Annotated in this window: 18 protein-coding genes; 4 read left to right on the plus strand and 14 right to left on the minus strand. The window is 70.3% G+C overall.

Annotated elements, in window-relative coordinates; all coding sequences use genetic code 11:
- Positions 1-98 precede the first annotated feature (98 nt).
- Positions 99-1,421, plus strand: coding sequence for a M28 family metallopeptidase (locus tag ACFWJO_RS08800; protein ID WP_386864050.1), 1,323 nt, complete (start codon positions 99-101; stop codon positions 1,419-1,421).
- 90 nt (positions 1,422-1,511) lie between these two features.
- On the opposite strand, the gene ACFWJO_RS08805 is transcribed toward ACFWJO_RS08800, so the two are convergent.
- The 4 genes from ACFWJO_RS08805 to ACFWJO_RS08820 all read right to left on the minus strand — a co-directional run bounded on the left by ACFWJO_RS08805 (position 1,512) and on the right by ACFWJO_RS08820 (position 4,774).
- On the minus strand, positions 1,512-2,714 hold the full coding sequence (locus ACFWJO_RS08805; RefSeq protein ID WP_386864051.1) for an outer membrane lipoprotein carrier protein LolA: 1,203 nt from the start codon (positions 2,712-2,714) through the stop codon (positions 1,512-1,514).
- Positions 2,715-3,031: 317 nt separating this feature from the next.
- Complete coding sequence (locus ACFWJO_RS08810; protein ID WP_386864052.1) at positions 3,032-3,508, minus strand: hypothetical protein; 477 nt, start codon at positions 3,506-3,508, stop codon at positions 3,032-3,034.
- A gap of 16 nt (positions 3,509-3,524) precedes the next feature.
- Entirely contained in the window at positions 3,525-3,650 is a 126-nt protein-coding gene (locus ACFWJO_RS08815; protein ID WP_386864053.1) for a hypothetical protein, read from the minus strand.
- Between the two features lie 113 nt (positions 3,651-3,763).
- Positions 3,764-4,774, minus strand: a complete 1,011-nt coding sequence (locus tag ACFWJO_RS08820; protein WP_385693394.1) for a polyprenyl synthetase family protein — start codon at positions 4,772-4,774, stop codon at positions 3,764-3,766.
- Positions 4,775-5,184: 410 nt separating this feature from the next.
- On the opposite strand from ACFWJO_RS08820, the gene ACFWJO_RS08825 reads away from it, so the two are divergent.
- Positions 5,185-7,230, plus strand: a complete 2,046-nt coding sequence (locus tag ACFWJO_RS08825) for a CocE/NonD family hydrolase (protein WP_386864054.1) — start codon at positions 5,185-5,187, stop codon at positions 7,228-7,230.
- A gap of 67 nt (positions 7,231-7,297) precedes the next feature.
- On the opposite strand, the gene ACFWJO_RS08830 is transcribed toward ACFWJO_RS08825, so the two are convergent.
- A complete protein-coding gene (locus tag ACFWJO_RS08830; protein ID WP_386864055.1) occupies positions 7,298-8,557 on the minus strand; it encodes an LPXTG cell wall anchor domain-containing protein in 1,260 nt (419 codons plus the stop codon).
- 305 nt (positions 8,558-8,862) lie between these two features.
- Between ACFWJO_RS08830 and fahA the strand changes: the two genes are divergently transcribed.
- On the plus strand, positions 8,863-10,095 hold the full coding sequence (gene fahA, locus ACFWJO_RS08835; protein WP_386864056.1) for a fumarylacetoacetase: 1,233 nt from the start codon (positions 8,863-8,865) through the stop codon (positions 10,093-10,095).
- A 106-nt stretch (positions 10,096-10,201) separates the two neighbouring features.
- Here the strand turns inward: fahA and ACFWJO_RS08840 are convergent, their stop codons facing one another.
- The gene (locus ACFWJO_RS08840) at positions 10,202-11,032 is read right to left on the minus strand and encodes a carbohydrate-binding protein (RefSeq protein ID WP_386864057.1); all 831 of its coding nucleotides are present in this window, start codon (positions 11,030-11,032) and stop codon (positions 10,202-10,204) included.
- 44 nt (positions 11,033-11,076) lie between these two features.
- The gene (locus ACFWJO_RS08845; protein ID WP_386864058.1) at positions 11,077-12,066 is read right to left on the minus strand and encodes an AraC family transcriptional regulator; all 990 of its coding nucleotides are present in this window, start codon (positions 12,064-12,066) and stop codon (positions 11,077-11,079) included.
- 305 nt (positions 12,067-12,371) lie between these two features.
- Here ACFWJO_RS08845 and ACFWJO_RS08850 point away from each other — a divergent pair, with 305 nt between their 5' ends.
- Complete coding sequence (locus ACFWJO_RS08850; RefSeq protein WP_386864059.1) at positions 12,372-12,947, plus strand: hypothetical protein; 576 nt, start codon at positions 12,372-12,374, stop codon at positions 12,945-12,947.
- 77 nt (positions 12,948-13,024) lie between these two features.
- Here ACFWJO_RS08850 and nuoN read toward each other — a convergent pair whose 3' ends face one another.
- From nuoN to nuoH, 7 genes are read right to left on the minus strand one after another with little or no spacing between them, the layout of a single operon-like run.
- Positions 13,025-14,686 (minus strand): NADH-quinone oxidoreductase subunit NuoN, encoded by a 1,662-nt coding sequence (gene nuoN, locus ACFWJO_RS08855; RefSeq protein ID WP_386864060.1) that lies wholly within the window; start codon positions 14,684-14,686, stop codon positions 13,025-13,027.
- A complete protein-coding gene (locus tag ACFWJO_RS08860) occupies positions 14,683-16,272 on the minus strand; it encodes an NADH-quinone oxidoreductase subunit M (RefSeq protein ID WP_386864061.1) in 1,590 nt (529 codons plus the stop codon). The genes nuoN and ACFWJO_RS08860 overlap by 4 nt, the downstream gene beginning before the upstream one ends.
- A 4-nt stretch (positions 16,273-16,276) precedes the next feature.
- Entirely contained in the window at positions 16,277-18,214 is a 1,938-nt protein-coding gene (gene nuoL / locus ACFWJO_RS08865) for an NADH-quinone oxidoreductase subunit L (protein ID WP_386864062.1), read from the minus strand.
- A 10-nt stretch (positions 18,215-18,224) separates the two neighbouring features.
- A complete protein-coding gene (nuoK, locus tag ACFWJO_RS08870) occupies positions 18,225-18,524 on the minus strand; it encodes an NADH-quinone oxidoreductase subunit NuoK (protein WP_067240510.1) in 300 nt (99 codons plus the stop codon).
- The gene (locus tag ACFWJO_RS08875) at positions 18,521-19,390 is read right to left on the minus strand and encodes an NADH-quinone oxidoreductase subunit J (protein ID WP_386864063.1); all 870 of its coding nucleotides are present in this window, start codon (positions 19,388-19,390) and stop codon (positions 18,521-18,523) included. The genes nuoK and ACFWJO_RS08875 overlap by 4 nt, the downstream gene beginning before the upstream one ends.
- Positions 19,387-20,004, minus strand: coding sequence for an NADH-quinone oxidoreductase subunit NuoI (gene nuoI / locus ACFWJO_RS08880; protein WP_386864064.1), 618 nt, complete (start codon positions 20,002-20,004; stop codon positions 19,387-19,389). Before nuoI ends, ACFWJO_RS08875 begins: the two co-directional genes overlap by 4 nt.
- Entirely contained in the window at positions 19,997-21,325 is a 1,329-nt protein-coding gene (gene nuoH / locus ACFWJO_RS08885) for an NADH-quinone oxidoreductase subunit NuoH (RefSeq protein WP_386864077.1), read from the minus strand. The genes nuoI and nuoH overlap by 8 nt, the downstream gene beginning before the upstream one ends.
- Positions 21,326-21,328: the final 3 nt, after the last annotated feature.

Raw genomic sequence — 21,328 nt, forward strand, 5'->3', positions numbered from 1 at the left:
CTGACCAGCTCTGCCATGCTCCAACGCCTCGCGTCACCCACGGCGCGAGGCGCTCGCACGTTCCGTCCCATCCCCAGTTCGGAATCCGGAGCCCCCACATGAAACTCTCCGCGAGACTGTCCACAAGACTGTCGGCCCTGGCCGGCGCCTCGGCACTGGTTCTCGGCGCCTTCGCCGGCGCCGCCCCGGCGACCGCCGCATCGGGCAACGCCGCCGCCGTGACGCCGCCCGACATATCGGTGACCAACGTCAAGCAGCACCTGGCCGACCTCCAGACCATCGCCACGAACAACGGCGGCAACCGCGCCCACGGCCGTACCGGCTACAAGGCGTCCATCGACTTCGTAAAGGCCAAGCTGGACGCGGCGGGATACACCACGACCGTCCAGCAGTTCACGTACAACGGCACGACCGGCTACAACCTGATCGCCGACTGGCCGGGCGGCGACCCGAACCAGGTGATCATGTCCGGTTCGCACCTGGACTCGGTCACCTCGGGGCCGGGCATCAACGACAACGGCTCGGGTTCGGCGGCCATCCTGGAGACCGCGCTCGCCGTCTCCCGCGCTCAGCTCCAGCCCACCAAGCACCTGCGGTTCGGCTGGTGGGGCGCGGAGGAGCTGGGCCTGGTCGGCTCGAAGTACTACGTCAACAACCTGCCCACCACCGAGCGTTCGAAGATCAAGGGCTACCTGAACTTCGACATGATCGGCTCGCCCAACCCGGGCTACTTCGTCTACGACGACGACCCGACGATCGAGCAGACCTTCAAGAACTACTTCGCGGGCCTCGGCGTCCCGACGGAGATCGAGACCGAGGGCGACGGCCGCTCCGACCACGCCTCGTTCAAGAACGTGGGCATCCCGGTCGGCGGCCTGTTCACCGGCGCCAGCCGGGTGAAGACCTCCGCCCAGGTGCAGAAGTGGGGCGGCACGGCCACGGCCTTCGACCGCTGCTACCACTCCTCGTGCGACACGACGGCGAACATCAACGACACCGCCCTGGACCGCAACGCCGACGCCATCGCGTACGCGGTCTGGAACCTGTCGACCGGCACGACCACGCCGCCGACCGGCACGGTCTTCGAGAACACGGCCGACGTGGCCGTCCCGGACAACGGGACCGCGGTGACCTCGTCCGTGACCGTCTCCGGGATCAGCGGCAACGCGCCGAGCAACCTCTCCGTGGGTGTGAACATCGTCCACACCTACATCGGTGACCTCGTCGTCGACCTCGTCGCCCCCGACGGCTCGGTCTACAACCTGCACAACCGCTCCGGCGGCAGCGCCGACAACATCAACCAGACCTACACCGTGAACGCCTCCTCCGAGGTCGCCAACGGCGTCTGGAGCCTCCGCGTCCAGGACAAGGCCGCGGTCGACACGGGCTACATCAACAGCTTCAAGCTGACGTTCCCGTAGTCCGCAGAAAAACTCCCGGGTGGGTCGGTGACGACAGCCCCGACCCACCCGGGGTCCCAACAAGCAGTCCCAACGAGCACTGCCGAATAGCTACTTGGCCGAGTTGGCCGCGTTCACGAGCGCGTCCGGCGTGACGGCACCGACGTAGACCTTGCCGTCGTCCGTCATCAGCGCGTTGACGATCTTCGTCTTGAAGACGGTGCCGGAGCCGAACTTCCCGCTCACCTTGTCGCCGAGGGCGTCCAGGAAGCCCTGGACCTCCTTCGGCGCCTCGCCGGTCTTGGGCGCGGGGGCGCCGGTGTCGAGCTGGGCGATGGTGGTCCAGCCCTCACCGATGATGTTCGGCTCGCTTCCCTCGCCCTTCTCCATCCCGCCGAAGAGCCCGCCGAGACCCATGCCGAAGTCCTCGCCGAACGCGTCCTCGGCGTCCTTCCCGCCCTTCCCGGCCTTGTCCGCCGCCTCTCCGGCGCCCTCGGTGACCTTCGCGCCCTTCGGAGCCTTGAAGTCGAAGGTGTCGGCAGCGGGCTTGGCGAAGTCCACCTTGGTGAAGCCCGCGTCGACGACCGGCTTGCCGCCGCTGACGGAGTCGAGGGTGAACTTGAGCGGGGTGCCGTTGGCCGCGTCCACGGCGATCGTGACGGACTCGACCGTGGAGCCGGACTGCTTGGGCTTGATCACCAGCTGGTAGGCGTCCCGGCCGGCCACCTTGGCGGTACCGCCGACGGTGACGGAGGTGGTGTCGCCGGCCGCCTTCAGCACCTCGTCGGCAAGCTCCTTGGGCGTAGCGGGCAGCTCGTCGCCCCCCTTGCCGTGCTCGCCCTCCTTGCCCTGCGCGCCGCCGGCGCCCTTCTCGTGGAAGACCTCGTTCGACTTGCTGTCGTACGCCCAGAGGTCGTCGCCGTTGTGGATCAGGCTGTACTCGTCCGAGCCGTCGAGCAGCGTCAGCTTCTGCCGGTCGGGACCGTCGGCCGCGACCCGCAGCGTGTGCGAGCCGGAGACCAGCTGGGTCAGCCGCTCCGACGGGTCGGCGGAACCGGAGCCGGACCCGCCCGGCGCCGACGGGAGCAGCCCCGCGAAGGACGGCAGCCCCAGGTCGGTGCTGATCCTGAACGTGCCGGACAGGGTCTGGGTGTCCGAGGCGGCGATCTTCTCGATGAGCTGCTGCGCGGTGATGTCCGGCAGATCCGGGTCACCCGACGCGGCGAGCGCCGGCACCAGCCCGATGGTCGCCGCGGCCACCCCGGCCACCGCGACCGGGACGACGTAACGGCTCGCCTTGCGCTGTCCTGCCATGTCTGCGTTCCCTCCGTGCCCTCGTGGACCCTTCTTGATGGTTCCATCCCACCAGCACGGCGCCCGGGAATCGTCAGCCCGCGGACTCAACCTCACGTACACCTACGGGATGACCCACCCTTAGGGCGAGCCCGCCCAACGGAGGGGGGCCCTGCGCCTGCAAAGATGCCGTCCCCTGCCCCACGCTCTCCCAATCGCCCCGTGCAGCCCTCCAGGTTGCGCACGTGCGGGTTGAGCAGCCAGCAGAGTGCCCTGCCCGATCTCCTTCGCCCTGGGGATCTGCCCCCGCTGTGCACATTGGTTCGGCGCGGCGCCTACTACGAGATCAACTTGCCTCTGCAATCCGATTCAGAGAGCCACTCATTCGATTCGTGGAACTCGATGAGGCGCGCGAGCGACTCCCTTTCTCGTGGAGCGAGGGAGGAGATTCCCCTGTTGAATGCGTCGATCGAACCCTGCCCCATCTGGACAGTGAGGAGTAGGACATTGCCACTCCAGTCCTCGGGGATTTCAGTCAGAGTGGCCGCTGATTCCGCCACCCCTCGCCCGAGGACATCGCGAGGAAACCTCTGAAGCGCGGCGATGGCAGACTCGTAAGCCCCGAAATCCTCATCCACTCTGAACGACCGGATCAGGGCCGACACACCCGCCGTGCCCTCACTTCCGGTGACACCGTCTGCCAGCTGGGTGTAGCGCTCCCAGCGTCGCGCTCCCTCCTCGGACGTCTCCTCGGTGTTCTCCTGGGGGAGATCCCCACAGTCGAAGATCTCATCAGCCCAGAGCGGCTTGCTCATGACTTGTGTCCGATCATCAGGTGCCCTGAATGCTTCTCGCCCAGGCCTGGACTGCCTTCTTGGAACTGAGGCTCATCCACATCTCGATGACGGCCTCGTCATACTTGCTGCCGAACCTCGAACGGATGTCGTCGACGTCCATCTGGATTGCACCCCGCAATCCCTGTGGGCCGCATCCCGTCAAGGGGTGCGGCCCTTCGCCTATCCGAGCTCGGGCCCGGGACCCGGGACGGTCGGTAGTCCGGCGAAGCCGAATCAGCCCGCCCGGTGTACCACCGCGTCGCACAGCTCCTCCAGGGCCGCCTTCGCGTAGCCCTCCGGGAGCGGGGCCAGCATCGCGCGGGCCTCCTCCGCGTAGCGGACCGTCTCGCGGCGGGCCTGCTCCAGGGCCGGGTGGACGCGGAGGCGGCGGAGGGCCTCGGCGTGGCGGGCGTCGTCCGTGAGGTCGCCCTCGACGAGCGCGAGGAGTTCGAGGTCCTCCGGGCGGCCGTGGGCGGCCGCGGCGGCGCGCAGGTGGAGCACGGGCAGCGTGGGGACGCCCTCGCGGAGGTCGGTGCCGGGCGTCTTGCCGGACTCGTGGGAGTCGGAGGCGATGTCGAGGACGTCGTCGGCGAGCTGGAAGGCGACGCCGAGCCGCTCGCCGTACTGGGTGAGGATGTCGACGGTGCCCTCGTCCGCGCCGGACATCATCGCGCCGAAGCGGCAGGAGACGGCGACGAGCGAGCCGGTCTTGCCGCTGAGGACGTCGAGGTAGTGCGCGATGGGGTCGCGGCCCTCCTGCGGTCCGGCGGTCTCCAGGATCTGGCCGGTGACGAGCCGTTCGAACGCCTCGGACTGGATGCGTACGGCCTCGGGTCCGAGGTCCGCGAGCGTGTGCGACGCGCGGGCGAAGAGGAAGTCACCCGTCAGGACGGCGAGCGAGTTGCCCCAGCGGCTGTTCGCGCTGGCGACGCCGCGCCGTACGGCCGCCTCGTCCATGACGTCGTCGTGGTACAGCGTGGCGAGGTGGGTCAGCTCGACGACGACGGCCGAGGGCACGACGCCCGGCGCGTAGGGGTCGCCGAACTGGGCCGCGAGCATCACGAGCAGCGGCCGGAACCGCTTGCCGCCGGCCAGCACGAGGTGCTGTGCGGCCTCCGTGATGAACGGGACATCGCTCTTGGTGGCGTCGAGGAGGCCCGCCTCCACGGCGGCCAAGCCGGTCTGGACATCGGCTTCGAGAGCCTGGTCCCGCACGCTAAGACCGAACGGCCCGACGACGGTCACGAGGGGATCTCCTGTCTGCTGACGCCTACTGACGCTGTCCTTGACGCTGTCTTCACGATGTCCGGACCGCACGCCGACGACCTGCCGTTCGGCCTGCCGCTCGACCTGCCGACCGGCTCGCCGGCCGACCTGCCGGTCGACCTTCCGGCCGACCTGCCGATGACTCGCCGATGACCCTGCCACGACCAGCCGATGACTCGGATTGTCGATGTGTCGGTCCATTCACTCAAGCCAGCGTATCCGGTCACGTTTCGATCACCGTGGGCGCCTTCCCGTCACCCCCGGTATGTTCGTGATCAGCCCATACGACCAGGAGTAGGCGTTTTGTCCCGAACAGCGATCGACATCGGCCCGAACGGCGAGCCCGGGCACGGTCGCGACCAGGCGTGCGCCACGAGGTGTCCGGAGCCATGAAGACCACGAAGATCACGGGGACCACGAGGCCCGCGAAGAGGACCGCCAAGATCCGCACCCGCTTCCCGTACGAGACCCGCCACGAAGACGTCCGCATCCCGATGCCCGACGGCACGAGGCTCTACGCCCGCGTGTGGCGCCCGCTCACCGACGAGCCCGTCCCCGCCCTGCTCGAATACCTCCCCTACCGCCTCACCGACTGGACCGCGCCCCGCGACTGGCAGCGCCACCCCTGGTACGCGGGCCACGGCTACGCCTCCGTACGGGTGGACGTGCGCGGCCACGGCAACAGCGAGGGGCTGCCCGGCGACGAGTACGACGCTACCGAGCTCGCCGACGGCGTGGCCGTCGTGCACTGGCTCGCCGAGCAGCCCTGGTGCACCGGCCGCGTCGGCATGTTCGGCATCTCCTGGGGCGGCTCCAACAGCCTCCAGATCGCCGCCCTGGCGCCCGAGCCCCTGAAGGCGGTCGTCACCGTCTGCTCCACCGACGACCGCTACGACAACGACCTCCACTACCTGGGCGGCTCCGTCCTCGCCGTCGACATGCACGCCTGGGCCGCCGCCATGCTCGCCTTCGTGTCCCGGCCGCCGGACCCGCACTACGTGGGCGATGAGTGGCGCGAGATGTGGCTGGAGCGCCTGGAGGCGGTGACGCCGTTCACCCACACGTGGCTCGCCCACCAGACCCGCGACGCGTACTGGCGGCACGGCAGCGTCTGCGAGGACTACACCTCGATCCGCTCCGCCGTCCTCGCCGTGGGCGGCTGGCACGACCCGTACCGCGACACCGTGCTCCGGCTCGTCGAGCACCTCCCGCAGGACCGCGTCCGCGGCATCATCGGCCCCTGGTCGCACCAGTACCCCGACCGCGGGCTGCCGCCCGGCCCGGCGATCGGCTTCCTCCAGGAGACCCTGCGCTGGTGGGACCACCACCTCAAGAACGTCGACAACGACGTGATGGCCGAGCCGCTGCTGCGCTCCTGGATCAGCGACTCGCACCCGCCGGCGACGGTGTACGAGGAGCTGCCGGGCCGCTGGGTCACCGACCCGTCCTGGCCGTCGCCGAACGTCACTCCGGTGACGTACGGCTTCCAGGGCGACCGGGTGGAGGTGTCCTCGCCCCAGCAGACCGGCCTCGACGCGGGCCGCTTCTTCCCCTTCGGCAACGACGCGGACCTGCCGCCGGACCAGCGCGAGGAGGACGCGCACTCGGCGTGCTTCGACTTCCCGGTCCCGGATGACGGGCCTGCCCTCCAGATCCTGGGCAGTCCGTCGGTGAGGCTGTCCCTGCGCGCGGCGGCCCCGACCGGCCAGGTCATCGCCCGCCTCTGCGACATCGCCCCGGACGGGTCGTCCACGCTCGTCACCCGGGGCGTGCTGAACCTCTCCGCCCGTTACGGCCGCGACCGGGCGGTCGAGGCGCAGGTCGGCGAGTGGGAGAGCTACGACTTCCGGCTCAACGCCATCGGCCACGCCTTCCGGCCCGGCCACCGGGTCCGCCTCGCGGTCTCCTCCACGTACTGGCCGTGGATCTGGCCCCAGCCGGACGCCGCCGGCTTCACCCTCGACCCGACGGGTTCCTCCCTCACCCTCCCGGTCCGCGCCCGGACGGCCGACGCCGTCGAGTTCGAGGAACCGGAACAGTCCGAGCCGCTGAACGTGTCCTGCCCGCGCACCCTGGAGGAGCCGCGCCCGGAGCGGGTGGTGGTCCGCGACGTGGCGAAGGGCGAGTGGCGCCTGGAGGTCGACCCGCGCTACGGCGGCACCCGGGTGTACCCGGACGGCCTGGAGTACACCGACGACGCCCTGGACACGTACACGATCGCCGAGTCGGGCCCGCTGACGGCCCGTACCCGCTCGGACTGGAACATCCGCCTCCACCGCCCGGAAATGGCGTGGGACGTCCGAATCGAGACCCGCTCGGAGATCACGTGCGACGCGGACGCGTTCCTGACGTCGGACGAGGTGGTCTGCCGGGAGGGCGGGGAGATCGTTTTCCACCGCACGTGGGAGAAACGCATCCCGCGCACGGCGGGCTGATCCGCCTGGAAGAGAAAGGGCCCCTCCCGGAATTCCGGAAGGGGCCCTTCACCGTCACCGCACGCGATTACGCGTCGGCGCCGGCCTTACGACGGCGCACGACGACCATCGCACCGGCACCGAGCACCACGGCCGCGCCGGCGGCGAGGGCGATCGGCATGGTGGAGGAGCCCGCGCCGGTGTTGGCGAGCGTGCCGGAGGTTCCGGTGGTCACCGGCGTGGTGGACTGACCGCCCTGCTGGGTGGTGTTTCCGTTGCCAGCGGTGCCGCCGGTGCCCGGCTGGGTGGGCTTGGTGATGGTGAAACCGGCGTAGGCGCTCTCGTCGGCGAAGCCGCAGGTGCCATCCTCGGTCTCGTAGTCGGCGCCCGCGTAGACGGCGCCTTCCTTGGCCGGGGTCTTGGCGTCGACGGTGACCTTCAGCTTGACGTCGAAGGACTTGCCAGGACCCAGCGAGGCGGGGCCGGGGAAGAAGTCGTCCTCCTCGTCGAGCGGCTGCCACGTCGAGCTTCCGACAGCGGACCAGGCCAGGTCGAAGAGATTGCCCTCCTCGTCCATGGCGTCCGCGTAGCCGATGACGTCGACCAGCGTGTCCTCGCCCTTGTTGCTGACGTGGAGGGTGTAGACACCGCTCTGGCCGGCGGTGATCTTCGCCGGGCCGCTCAGCGTGGTGACGAGGTCCTCACTGAACTCGACCTTGTCGCACCCCTCACCCGTCTCCGCGTCTTCCTCCTCCGCCTCCCGCAGGGCGTCCTTGGCGGCGTCCAGCTCCTTCGCCGCCTTCTCCTTGGCCACCCGGGCCTTCTCCGCCTCACGGACGGCGGCGACGCGCGCGTCGTCCAGGGCGTCCTGGGCCTCGGTCGCCTCGGCGGCCTTGGTCTCGGCGGTGGCCTTGGCGGCGTCGGCGGCGGTCTTCGCGTCGGCGACGGCCTTCTCGGCGAGGGCCTTCTCATCCGGAGTGGCGTCCGGCTTGGCCTGGATCTCCGCCAGCGCCTTCTCGGCGTCGGCAAGCTTCTTGTCGGCGGCCGCCTTGGCGGCAGCGGCGTCGTCGGACGCCTTCTTGGCGTCGGCGGCCGCCTTCTTCAGCGGGTTGTCGGCCTTGTCCAGCGCGGCGAGGGCCTCCTGGGCCTTCGCGTAGGCGACGACGGACGCGTCGTACGCGCCCTGCGCCTTGACGACGGCCTCGCGCAGTTCCTTGATCGTCTGCTTCTGGTCCTGCGTCTGCGCCGCGGGCTTGTCCTCGGCGAACGCCGGAGCGGCGGAAAGGAACACGACCGGCGTGGTCACAGCGGCGGCCACGGCCGTCGCGAGAATTCGGCGGATCTTCAAGATGGACCTTTTCTGGTCGGACGAAGATGGGAGAAACGGAGTTGTGGGGGTCGCGCGCCTGCGGAATACCTCACGCGGCGCGACGACGCGCTGATCGTATGACCGGAATACGACGGGGAATAGCGCCATTGACGGGGGCGCCACAAGCTCTCCCGTCGCACAGCGCACCCACAGGCGTCACAAAGCCCGCGAACCCGGACAGTTGCCCACGGAGGCCGCACTTTCTGTGTGACACATGTCATCAGCGCCTCGGCGCACGCCCCGTAACGTGTCCCCCACACACCTGGAAAGCGAGGCAAGCACCGATGCCCGAGCACAGCCCGCTCGACCTGCCCGAGGGCGACCCCTTCGGCCCGCACAACCTCCCGTACGGCGTCTTCTCCACCGCCGACGAGCCCGAGCGCCGCCGGCTCGGCGTCCGGATCGGCGGGTACGTGCTCGACGCGGGGGCCGCGGCGCACGCCCTGGGGTCGCCGTACGCCGCGCTGCTCGCGCAGCCGAGCCTCAACCCGCTGCTCGCCGCCGGGCGGACCGCCTGGCGCGACGTGCGCCGGGCGCTCACCGGCTGGGTGACCGTGCCCGCGCACCGGCCGGTCGTGGAGCCGCTGCTGCACGCGCTGGACACCGTCACGCTGCACCTGCCGTACGAGGTCGCCGACTACGTCGACTTCTACGCGAGCGAGCACCACGCCACCAACGTCGGCAGGATCTTCCGCCCGGACGGCGACGCGCTCACCCCGAACTGGAAGCACCTGCCGATCGGCTACCACGGGCGGGCCGGCACCGTCGTCGTCTCCGGGACCGACGTCGTGCGCCCGGCCGGCCAGCGCAAGACGCCCGCCGACCCGGCGCCCGTCTTCGGGCCCTCGGTCAAGCTCGACATCGAGGCGGAGGTCGGCTTCCTCGTCGGCACGCCGTCCGAGCTGGGCCGGCCGGTCGCGCTCGGCGACTTCCGCGAGCACGTCTTCGGCCTGACCCTGCTCAACGACTGGTCGGCGCGCGACATCCAGGCCTGGGAGTACGTGCCGCTCGGCCCGTTCCTCGGCAAGTCCTTCCAGACCTCCGTCTCGGCCTGGGTGACCCCGCTCGAAGCCCTGGACGCGGCGCGCGTGGCTCCGCCCGCCCGCGACTTCGCGCTCCAGCCGTATCTGGACGACTCCGCGGAGGAGGAGCCCGGCGGCTTCGACCTGCGCATCAGCGTCGCCATCAACGGCGAGGTGGTGGCCGAGCCGCCGTTCGCCTCCATGTACTGGACGGCGGCCCAGCAGCTCGCCCACATGACCGTGAACGGCGCCTCGCTGCGCACCGGCGACCTCTACGGCTCCGGTACGGTCTCCGGCCCCGAGGTCGGCCAGCGCGGCTCGCTCCTGGAGCTGACCTGGAACGGCCGCGACGCGCTCGAGCTCGCCGACGGCAAGCGGACCTTCCTGGAGGACGGCGACGAGGTCACCCTGACCGCCTGGGCCCCGGGCCCGGACGGCACCCGCGTCGCCCTCGGCGAGGTCACCGGACGCATCGCGCCGAACCCCGCCGCCTAGGCCCCGCCGCCTGGGCCCGGCCTCTGGCCCGCCTCCGCCGTGTGTGCCTCGTCCGTGGGGCACACACGGCACGGGCAGCGGTCCTCCGGGTGCGGACGGGTCCCTGTCAGGCCGCCCGCCACAGCGCCGGGACCGCCGGCGGCTCCCAGCCCGGCTGGGCCGTGTGCGCCTGGAGGCACACGTAGCCCCGCCCGCCGTACGTGACGGCGTCGCCCGCCCGGTACGCGGTGCCGGCCGACCACGTGCCCCCGGGCGCCGTGGACGTCGGCGTGGGCGTCGGTGTCGGGCCCGGGTCCTGCGGTACGTCCAGGACGAAGTCGAAGGCCGCCTCCTTCCCGCCGCCACCCGCGTCCCGCACGCTCATCAGCAGTCGCGCGTCGAAGATCGGGTCGGTGTTGTTGCGCGGCTCGCCGGGGAAGTACAGCTGCGTGGTGAGCACCGGCCGGCCCGGGGCCTGGACCTTGACGTGGAGGTGCCGGGTGCGGCCCGGGTAGAGGCCCGGGACGATCGTGCTGAGCCTGAAGGAACCGTCCGTGCCCGTGAACTGGTGGCCGCGGAAGCGGAATCCGGTGTTGTCGTACGCGCCGTTCGTGTCCGCCTGCCAGAAGTCGAGCAGCGCGCCGGAGACCGGCCGGCACGCCCGCCCGAAGACGTAGCCGCTCACCTCCAGCCGTACGCCGGGCAGTCCGGGCTCCAACAGGCTGTTCCGCCGCGGTGAGTTGGGCTTGAAGTAGGGGCCTTCGGTCTGGGGCGGCGTGGGGTCGTCGCCGTCGTCGCACGCCGGGGTCAGCTCGGGTGCGGCGCCCGTGCCGTCGGTGAGGGTACGGGCGAGTGCCGGGACGCCCATGAGCACCACGGGCGCGGCCATGCCCGCCGCGAGCGCGGCGCGCAGGACGGCCTTGCGGGTGAGGTGCCCGGTGCTGGTCTCTCGGTCCATGCCTGCTCCTGGGGTGGGGGGCTTGAGAGCGGTCGACCAGAAACCTAGGTGTCGCCGCGGGCGTCTTCGATGGACGGAGCACGGCAGTCGTGGTGCTTGTCGTGGGGGTTCTCGTGGGGTTCCCCGTGGTGCTTCCGGAAGTGGCCGGGGGTCATCCCGGTCTCCCTCCGGAAGAAGCGGCAGAAGTACGCGGGGTCGTCGAAGCCCGCCCTAGCCGCCACCTGACGAACCGACAGATCCGTTCGCGCGAGGAGCCGTTGGGCCTCCTGGGTGCGCGCCTCGCGGAGCAGGCTGCCCGGCGTGCGGCCGACGGCCGCCCGTACCGCCTCGGTGAGGTAGCCGGGGCTGACCCCGAGCCGCTCGGCGCACTCGCGCACGGACCGCAGGCCGACGCCTCCGGCTCCGCCGTCCGTACCGGTTCGGGTGACCAGCCGGACGAACGCGTCCGTGACGGCCGCGTGGCGACCGGTCGGTGCCGCCGCCCTCTCCCCGGGCCCGCCGAGGCGTGCCGTACGGACGAGGAGGACGTGCAGCAGGGAGCGGAGCACGGTGGCGAAGCCGCTGTCCCCGTGGCCGTACTCCTCGGTGAGTTCGGCGATCAGGCGGGCGGTGCGGGTGTGCGCGGCGGGGTCGAGGCGGAGCCAGGGGCGTTCGCCGATGCGGCGCAGCAACTCCTCGTCGCCGGGGTGGTCGAGGAGGAACTCGGGGGTGAACAGGACCACGGAGCCGTCGAGGTCCCGGGCGTTCTCCCAGTGATGGACCTGTCCGGGCAGGATCACTCCGATGTGCGGCGGGCGCAGTTCCCAGCGTGCCAGGTCGACGACATGGGTGCCGGTGCCGTGGGTGACGTGGACGATCTCGTAGAAGGTGTGCCGGTGCGGGAAGTCCGCCCGGGACATCGGGCCGATGCCGTCGAAGGTGCCGACCGCGAACGGCACGTCGTCCGGCAGCCGCACCTCCAGCCGGTGCACGGGTGGTTGGCCCTCCTTCGGTGTGGCGCACGGGGTCCCCGGTAAGGCGGTGGTGCCGCGCATCGCGTCCGTTCCTTTCTCCTCGTTCGGCGACGGCCGGCCACCACCGGCGAACGGCCGACGACCGCCGGCCACGGCCAGCCACGACCACCCACGACCGGCCCTCGGACGACCCCCTCGACTGGTACAGACCATTCCGCCCACGATGGCACGCGGCCGCCCCTCGGGCCACCCCCCAATGGGTCACCCCGCGTGCGGCACCCGCACCGGTCGTCCGATGCTGCTGGAGGTGGCGGGTCACGGGGAGAGCCCGCCGACGTCAGGCGCCCCGTACCGGGCGCGCCCACCCTTCCGAGGAGCAGACACACATGTCCGCACGACCCCGCCCCCTCATGGCCGCGCTCGCGCTGGCCGCCGTCACCTCGCTGGCCCTGGGGGCCGCCCCGGCCGTCGCGAAGGCACCGGCCGGCAACGACTTCCCGCACCCCGACCTGAAGAAGACGTACGAGGCGACCAAGAAGTACGAGTCCGAGCAGGTGGCCATCGACGACGGCTACGTGCGCACCGACGACTGCGTCGAGGACCCGGAGCTCGGCGGCATGGGCTACCACTACGTGAACCCGGACCACATCGGCTCGACCGACCCGACGAAGCCCGCCGCCGTGCTGTACGCCCCCGACAACAAGACCGGCAAGCGCGAACTGGTCGCCCTGGAGTGGGTCGTTCCCAACACGGGCCAGCCCCGGCCGCGGCTCTTCGACCACGACTTCGACGGGCCGTTCGACTTCGAGCCCGTCGGACCGCACTACTCGCTGCACGCCTGGATCTTCAAGAAGAACCCGAAGGGCGTCTTCACCCCGTACAACCCGCGCGTCCACTGCACCCCGTGCACGGAGGACCACGCGAAGCCGGACGAGCCGAAGCCGGCCCACCCGAAGTCGTAGGCGCACGGGAGAGGGGCCCGGCCTCGCCCTCGCGGCGGGATCCGGGCCCCTCTTCCTCGTACGGCGGCCGCCTTCGGCTACCGCACGAACACGCTCGCCTGGCTCGCCAGGTCCAGGAAGTACTGCGGCGCGAAGCCGAGCGCCAGCGTCACGACCACGCCGGCCGTGATGGCGACCGAGGTGAGGCCCGAGGGCACGGCGACCGTGGGGCCGTCCGCCTTCGGCTCGCTGAAGAACATCAGCACGATCACCCGGATGTAGAAGAACGCGGCGACCGCCGACGAGATCACGCCGACGACGACGAGCGCGCCCGCGCCGCCGTCCGCCGCCGCCTTGAAGACCGCGAACTTCCCGGAGAAGCCGGAGGTCAGCGGGATGCCGGCGAAGGCGAGCAGGAAGACCGCGAAGACCGCCGCGACCAGCGGCGAACGGCGGCCGAGCCCGGCCCACTTGGACAGGTGCGTGGCCTCGCCGCCCGCGTCCCGCACCAGCGTGACCACGGCGAACGCGCCGATCGTCACGAAGGAGTAGGCGCCCAGGTAGAAGAGGACCGACGAGACGCCCGTCGGCGTGGCCGCGATGACACCGGCCAGGATGAAGCCGGCGTGGGCGATCGACGAGTACGCGAGCAGGCGCTTGATGTCGGTCTGGGTGATGGCGACGACCGCGCCGCCCAGCATGGTGACGATGGCGACGGCCCACATGACCGGCCGCCAGTCCCAGGTGAGGCCCGGCAGCACCACGTACAGGACGCGGAGCATCGCGCCGAACGCGGCGACCTTCGTCGCGGCCGCCATGAAGCCGGTGACGGGCGTCGGGGCGCCCTGGTAGACGTCCGGGGTCCACATGTGGAACGGGACGGCGCCGACCTTGAAGAGCAGCCCCATCAGGACCATGGCGAAGCCGATGAGCAGCAGCACGTCGTTGCCCATGGTCTGGGCGAGCGCCGGGTCGATCGCGGGGACGTCGCCGCTGACGACCTGGGCGATCGCGGAGTACGACACGGAGCCCGCGTAGCCGTAGAGCAGGGCGATCCCGAAGAGCAGGAACGCCGAGGAGAAGGCGCCGAGCAGGAAGTACTTGACCGCGGCCTCCTGCGACATCAGCCGCTTGCGGCGGGCGACGGCGCACAGCAGGTAGAGCGGGAGGGAGAAGACCTCCAGGGCGATGAAGAGCGTCAGGAGGTCGTTGGCGGCCGGGAAGACCAGCATGCCGGAGACCGCGAACAGGGCCAGCGGGAAGACCTCGGTGGTGGTGAAGCCGGCCTTGACGGCCGCCTTCTCCTGCTCGCTGCCCGGCACGGCGGCGGCTTCGGCGGCGAAGGAGTCGACCTTGTGGCCGTGGTCGGCCGGGTCGAGCCTGCGCTCGGCGAAGGTGAGCACCGCCAGCACGGCGGAGAGCAGGATCACGCCCTGGAGGAACAGGGCGGGCCCGTCGACGGCGATGGCGCCCATGGCCGCGATGTGGGCCTTGGTGGAGCCGTACCCGCCGGCGGCGAGGCCGACGACCGCGGCGAACGCGGCGACGAGGGCCAGGACGCTCAGGAAGACCTGGGTGAGGTGGCGGCCCTTGCGCGGCACGAAGGCCTCGACGAGGACGCTGACGACGGCGGCGCCCACGACGATGAGCACGGGCGACAGCTGGGTGTACTCGATGTGGGGTGCCGGGATCTTGTCGATCGGCCCGGCGGCCGTCGTCCACAGGGTGTGGACGGCGGGTGCGACGGCGGTGACGCTCACTTGGCCGCCTCCACTTCGGGGCTCGGGTCCTTCTGCTGGACATCGGACATGGTGTGCCGCACCGCCGGGTTGACGACGTCCGTCAGCGGCTTCGGGAAGACCCCGAGGAAGATGAGCACCGCGATCAGCGGGGCGACCACCGCGAGCTCACGCGCCCGCAGGTCCGGCATGTCGCGGGTCTCCTCCTTCACCGGCCCGGTCATCGTCCGCTGGTAGAGGACGAGGACGTAGAGCGCGGCGAGGACGATGCCGGTGGTGGCGATGATCCCGGCCACCGGGTAGCGGGCGAAGGTGCCGACCAGGACCAGGAACTCGCTGACGAACGGGGCGAGTCCGGGCAGCGACAGGGTGGCGAGGCCGCCGATCAGGAAGGTGCCGGCGAGCACCGGGGCGGCCTTCTGCACACCGCCGTAGTCGGCGATGAGCCGCGAGCCGCGCCGGGAGATCAGGAAGCCGGCGACCAGCATCAGCGCGGCGGTCGAGATGCCGTGGTTGACCATGTAGAGCGTGGCGCCCGACTGGCCCTGGCTGGTCATCGCGAAGATGCCCATGATGATGAAGCCGAAGTGGGAGATCGACGCGTACGCCACGAGGCGCTTCATGTCGCGCTGGCCGACGGCGAGCAGTGCGCCGTAGACGATGCTGATCAGCGCGAGGACGACGATCGCCGGGGTGGCCCACTTGCTCGCCTCGGGGAAGAGGCCGAGGCAGAAGCGGAGCATCGCGAAGGTGCCGACCTTGTCGACGACGGCGGTGATGAGGACGGCGACCGGGGCGGTGGCCTCCCCCATCGCGTTGGGCAGCCAGGTGTGCAGCGGCCACAGCGGCGCCTTCACCGCGAAGGCGAAGAAGAAGCCGAGGAACAGCCACCGTTCGGTGCTGGTGGCCATCTCCAGCGAGCCGTTCGCCCGCGCCGCGGCGATCTCGGTGAGCGAGAAGTTGCCGGCGACGACGTACAGCCCGATGACGGCGGCCAGCATGATGAGGCCACCGACCAGGTTGTAGAGCAGGAACTTGACCGCCGCGTACGAGCGCTGGGCCGCCGCGTTCTCGTCGGTGCCGCTGTGGGCGCGGTCGCCGAAGCCGCCGATGAGGAAGTACATCGGGATGAGCATGGCTTCGAACAGGATGTAGAAGAGGAAGACGTCGGTGGCCTCGAAGGAGAGGATCACCATCGCCTCGACCATGAGGATCAGGGCGAAGAAGCCCTGGGTGGGCCGCCACCTCTTCGAGGAGGTCTCCAGGGGGTCGGCGTCGTGCCAGCCCGCCAGGATGATGAACGGGATCAGCAGGGCGGTGAGCCCGATGAGCGCCACCCCGATGCCGTCCACGCCGAGTTCGTAGCGGACGCCGAAGTCCTTGATCCAGGCGTACGACTCGGCGAGCTGGTAGCGGTCGCCGCCCGGTTCGAAGCGTGCGAAGACGACGCCGGCGAGCACGAGCGTGACGAGCGAGACCAGCAGCGCGAGCCACTTGGCGGCGGCTCTCCGGGCGGCGGGCACGGCCGCGGTGAGCACGGCGCCCACCGCGGGCACGGCCGCCGTCACGGTCAGGAGCGGGAAGCCCGCGTTGACCACTTGGGACATGTGGTTACACCGCCCTCATCAGCAGGGTCGCGGCGATGAGCACCGCCGTACCTCCGAACATGGAGACCGCGTACGACCGGGCGTAGCCGTTCTGGAGCTTGCGCAGCCGGCCGGACAGCCCGCCGACCGAGGCCGCGGTGCCGTTGACCACCCCGTCGACGAGGCTGTGGTCGACGTAGACGAGGGAGCGGGTCAGGTGGGTGCCGCCGCGGACGAAGACGACGTGGTTGAAGTCGTCCTGGAGCAGGTCGCGGCGGGCGGCCCGGGTGAGCAGCGAGCCGCGCGGGGCGACCACCGGCACGGGGCGGCGCCCGTACTGGAGGTAGGCGAGGCCGACGCCGAGGAGCATGACCACGACGGTGGCGGTGGTGACGGCCGCCGCGCTGAGCGGCGAGTGCCCGTGCTCGAAGCCGGTGACCGGCTCCAGCCACTCGACGAACCCGGCGTACTCGAAGAACGCGCCGGCGCCGACCGATCCGACGGCCAGCAGGATCATCGGGAGCGTCATGGACTTCGGGGACTCGTGCGGGTGCGGCATCTCGCCCGGGTGGGCCTCGGCGCCGGGCTCGACGCTGGGTGCCTTGTCCGGGTCGGGCGCGGGCTGCCAGCGCTTCTCACCGAAGAAGGTCATGATCATCACGCGGGTCATGTAGTACGCGGTGATGGCGGCGCCCAGGAGGGCGCAGGCGCCGAGGATCCATCCCTCGGTGCCGCCCTTGGCGAAGGCCGCCTCGATGATCTTGTCCTTGGAGAAGAAGCCGGACAGGCCGGGGAAGCCGATGATCGCCAGGTAGCCCAGGCCGAAGGTCACGAAGGTGACCGGCATGTACTTCCGCAGGCCGCCGTACTTGCGCATGTCGACCTCGTCGTTCATGCCGTGCATGACCGAACCGGCGCCGAGGAACAGCCCGGCCTTGAAGAAGCCGTGGGTCACCAGGTGCATGATCGCGAAGGCGTAGCCGATGGGGCCGAGGCCGGCCGCCAGGACCATGTAGCCGATCTGCGACATCGTCGAGCCGGCGAGCGCCTTCTTGATGTCGTCCTTCGCGCAACCGACGATCGCACCGAAGAGGAGCGTGACGGCGCCGACGACGGTGACGACGAGCTGGGCGTCCGGGGCGGCGTTGAAGATGTCGGCGGAGCGGACGATCAGGTAGACGCCGGCGGTCACCATGGTGGCGGCGTGGATGAGGGCGGAGACCGGGGTCGGGCCCTCCATCGCGTCGCCGAGCCAGGACTGCAGCGGCACCTGGGCGGACTTGCCGCAGGCGGCGAGGAGCAGCATCAGGCCGATCGCGGTGAGCTTGCCCTCGCCCGTCTCGCCGGTGGCCTCCAGGACCGGGCCGAAGGCGAAGGTGCCGAAGGTGGTGAACATCAGCATGATCGCGATCGACAGGCCCATGTCGCCGACCCGGTTGACCAGGAAGGCCTTCTTGGCGGCGGTGGCCGCGCTGGGCTTGTGCTGCCAGAAGCCGATCAGGAGGAACGAGGCGAGGCCGACGCCCTCCCATCCGAAGTACAGCAGCAGGTAGTTGTCGGCGAGGACGAGCAGCAGCATCGCCGCGAGGAACAGGTTGAGGTAGCCGAAGAAGCGGCGTCGGCGCTCGTCGTGCTCCATGTACCCGATCGAGTACACGTGGATGAGCGTGCCGACGCCGGTGATCAGCAGCACGAAGGTCATCGACAGCTGGTCGAGCTGGAAGGCGATGTCCGCCTGGAAGCCCTCGACCGGGATCCAGCTGAACAGCCGCTGGTGCAGGGCCCGGTCGTCGGCGCTCTTGGAGAGCATGTCGGCGAACAGGACCAGGCCGATCACGAAGGACACGGCGGCGAGCAGGGTGCCGAGCCAGTGCCCGGTCCTGTCGAGCCGCCGCCCGCCGGTCAGCAGGACGGCCGCTCCGAGCAGGGGCGCCGCCACGAGCAGCGCAATGAGGTTGTCCACGGTCAGCCCCTCACAGCTTCATCAGGCTGGCGTCGTCGACCGAGGCCGAGTGGCGGGCACGGAAGACGGACACGATGATCGCGAGTCCGACGACGACCTCCGCGGCGGCCACGACCATCGTGAAGAAGGCGATGATCTGGCCGTCGAGGTTGCCGTGCATGCGGGAGAAGGCGACGAACGCGAGGTTGCAGGCGTTGAGCATCAGCTCGACGCACATGAAGACCACGATCGCGTTCCGCCGGATGAGCACCCCGGTCGCGCCGATGGTGAACAGCAGCGCGGCGAGGTACAGGTAGTTGACGGGGTTCATCGCGAGGCCTCCTCCTCGTCCCGGTCACGGTCCCGGACCTGGTCCCGGATGTCGCGGACGTCTTCCCGGTCCCGGCCCAGGCGCTCCTCGGAGCGCTGTTCGAGCGCCTTGAGGTCGGCCAGCGCCTCGCCGGACACGTCCCGGATCTGGCCGCGCTTGCGCAGCGTCGAGATCACGGTCAGGTCGGCGGGCGTGCCGTCGGGCAGCAGGCCGGCGATGTCCACGGCGTTGTGCCGGGCGTAGACGCCGGGCGCGGGGAGCGGCGGCACGTGCTTGCCTTCCCGTACGCGCTGCTCGGACAGCTCGCGCTGGGTGCGGGCGCGTTCGGTGCGCTCGCGGTGGGTGAGGACCATCGCGCCGACGGCGGCGGTGATGAGCAGGGCGCCGGTGATCTCGAAGGCGAAGACGTACTTGGTGAAGACGAGGGCGGCGAGGCCCTCCACGTTTCCGCCGTACGCCGAGTTGGCGGTGCCGAGGCCGTTGAACTCGGTCAGCGAGGCGTTGCCGATGCCGGCGGCCAGCAGGATGCCGAAGCCGAGCGCGCAGGCGGCGGCCCACCAGCGCTGGCCCTTGAGGGTCTCCTTCAGCGAGTCGGCGGCGGTGACGCCGACCAGCATGACGACGAAGAGGAAGAGCATCATGATCGCGCCGGTGTAGACGACGATCTGGACGATGCCCAGGAAGTAGGCGCCGTTGGCGAGGTAGAACACCGCCAGGATGATCATGGTCCCGGCGAGGCAGAGCGCCGAGTGCACGGCCTTCCTCATCAGGATCGTGCACAGCGCGCCGACGACGGCGACGGTGCCGAGCACCCAGAACTGGAAGGCCTCGCCGGTGGAGGTGGTGGAGGCGGCGAGCGCGCTCATCGGCCGACCACCTTCCCCGACGCCGGCTCGGACTCGCCGAAGGTCGACTCGCCCTCCTGCACGACCTCGCCCTTGGAGACGGCGGCCTGGCGGACGGTCCCGGGCGCGGCCTCGGTGACCCGGCCGCTGTAGTAGTCCTGCTCGTCCGTGCCCGGGTACATGGCGTGCGGGGTGTCGACCATGCCCTCGGTGAGGCCCGCGAGGAGCTGCTCCTTGGTGTAGATCAGGTTCTCGCGGGAGGAGTCGGCCAGTTCGAACTCGTTGGTCATCGTCAGCGCGCGCGTGGGGCACGCCTCGATGCAGAGTCCGCACAGGATGCAGCGGGCGTAGTTGATCTGGTACACCCGCCCGTACCGCTCGCCCGGCGAGTAGCGCTCCTCGTCGGTGTTGTCGGCGCCCTCCACGTAGATGGCGTCGGCGGGGCAGGCCCAGGCGCACAACTCGCAGCCGACGCACTTCTCCAGGCCGTCGGGGTGCCGGTTGAGCTGGTGCCTGCCGTGGAAGCGGGGCGCCGTCGTCTTCTGCTGCTCCGGGTACTGCTCCGTCAGCCGCTTCTTGAACATGGCCTTGAAGGTCACGCCGAAGCCGGCCACCGGATTCTGGAAATCAGACACCGTCCGTCTCCTTTCCATCACTCGCAGTAGCAGTATCGGGGCCACCACTGACAATCAGCTCCCGCTCCCCGCGGGGCCGACGCCGCGGTACGGGCGGCAGGGACTGTCCGGGCTTGGGAGGTACGGGGAAGCCGCCGGCCATCGGGTCGAACGGCGCCTCGGGCGCGGCCTTCTCGGCGGCGCCCTTCGCCTTCCGGTCGCGGAAGAGGTCCGCGACGAAGGAGAGCAGCAGCACCGCGAGCACGGCCCCGGCGACGTACAGCACGATCGACTGGAAGTCGTAGTTCTCGTTGCGCAGCGCCCGGACAGTGGCGACCAGCATCAGCCAGACCACGGAGACCGGGATGAGCACCTTCCAGCCCAGCTTCATCAGCTGGTCGTAGCGGACGCGGGGCAGGGTGCCGCGCAGCCAGATGAAGAAGAAGAGCAGCAGCTGGACCTTGAGGACGAACCAGAGCATCGGCCACCAGCCGTGGTTGGCGCCCTCCCAGAAGGTGCTGATCGGCCACGGGGCCCGCCAGCCGCCCAGGAAGAGGGTCACCGACACGGCCGAGACGGTCACCATGTTCACGTACTCGGCGAGCATGAACATCGCGAACTTGATGGACGAGTACTCGGTGTTGAAACCGCCGACGAGGTCGCCCTCGGACTCCGGCATGTCGAAGGGGGCGCGGTTGGTCTCGCCCACCATGGTGACGATGTAGATGATGAAGGAGACCGGCAGCAGGACGATGTACCAGCGGTCGGCCTGCGCCTCCACGATCTTCGAGGTCGACATCGACCCGGAGTAGAGGAAGACGGAGGCGAAGGCGGCGCCCATGGCGATCTCGTACGAGATCATCTGCGCGCACGAGCGCAGTCCGCCGAGCAGCGGGTACGTCGAGCCCGAGGACCAGCCGGCGAGGACGATGCCGTAGATGCCGACGGAGGCGACCGCGAGGACGTACAGCATCGCGATCGGCAGGTCGGTGAGCTGCATCGTGGTGCGGTGCCCGAAGATCGACACCTCGTTGCCGGCCGGGCCGAACGGGATCACGGCGATCGCCATGAAGGCCGGGATGGCGGCGATGATCGGCGCGAGCACGTACACGACCTTGTCGGCCCGCCGGACGATCACGTCCTCCTTCAGCATCAGCTTGATGCCGTCGGCGAGCGACTGGAGCATGCCCCAGGGGCCGTGCCGGTTGGGGCCGATGCGCAGCTGCATCCAGGCGACGACCTTGCGCTCCCACACGATGGAGAAGAGCACGGTCACCATCAGGAACGCGAAGCAGAAGACCGCCTTGATCACGACGAGCCACCAGGGGTCCGTCCCGAACATGGA

It is taken from the genome of Streptomyces sp. NPDC127092 (genome assembly GCF_042722475.1).
In the GTDB taxonomy this organism is placed as follows: domain Bacteria; phylum Actinomycetota; class Actinomycetes; order Streptomycetales; family Streptomycetaceae; genus Streptomyces.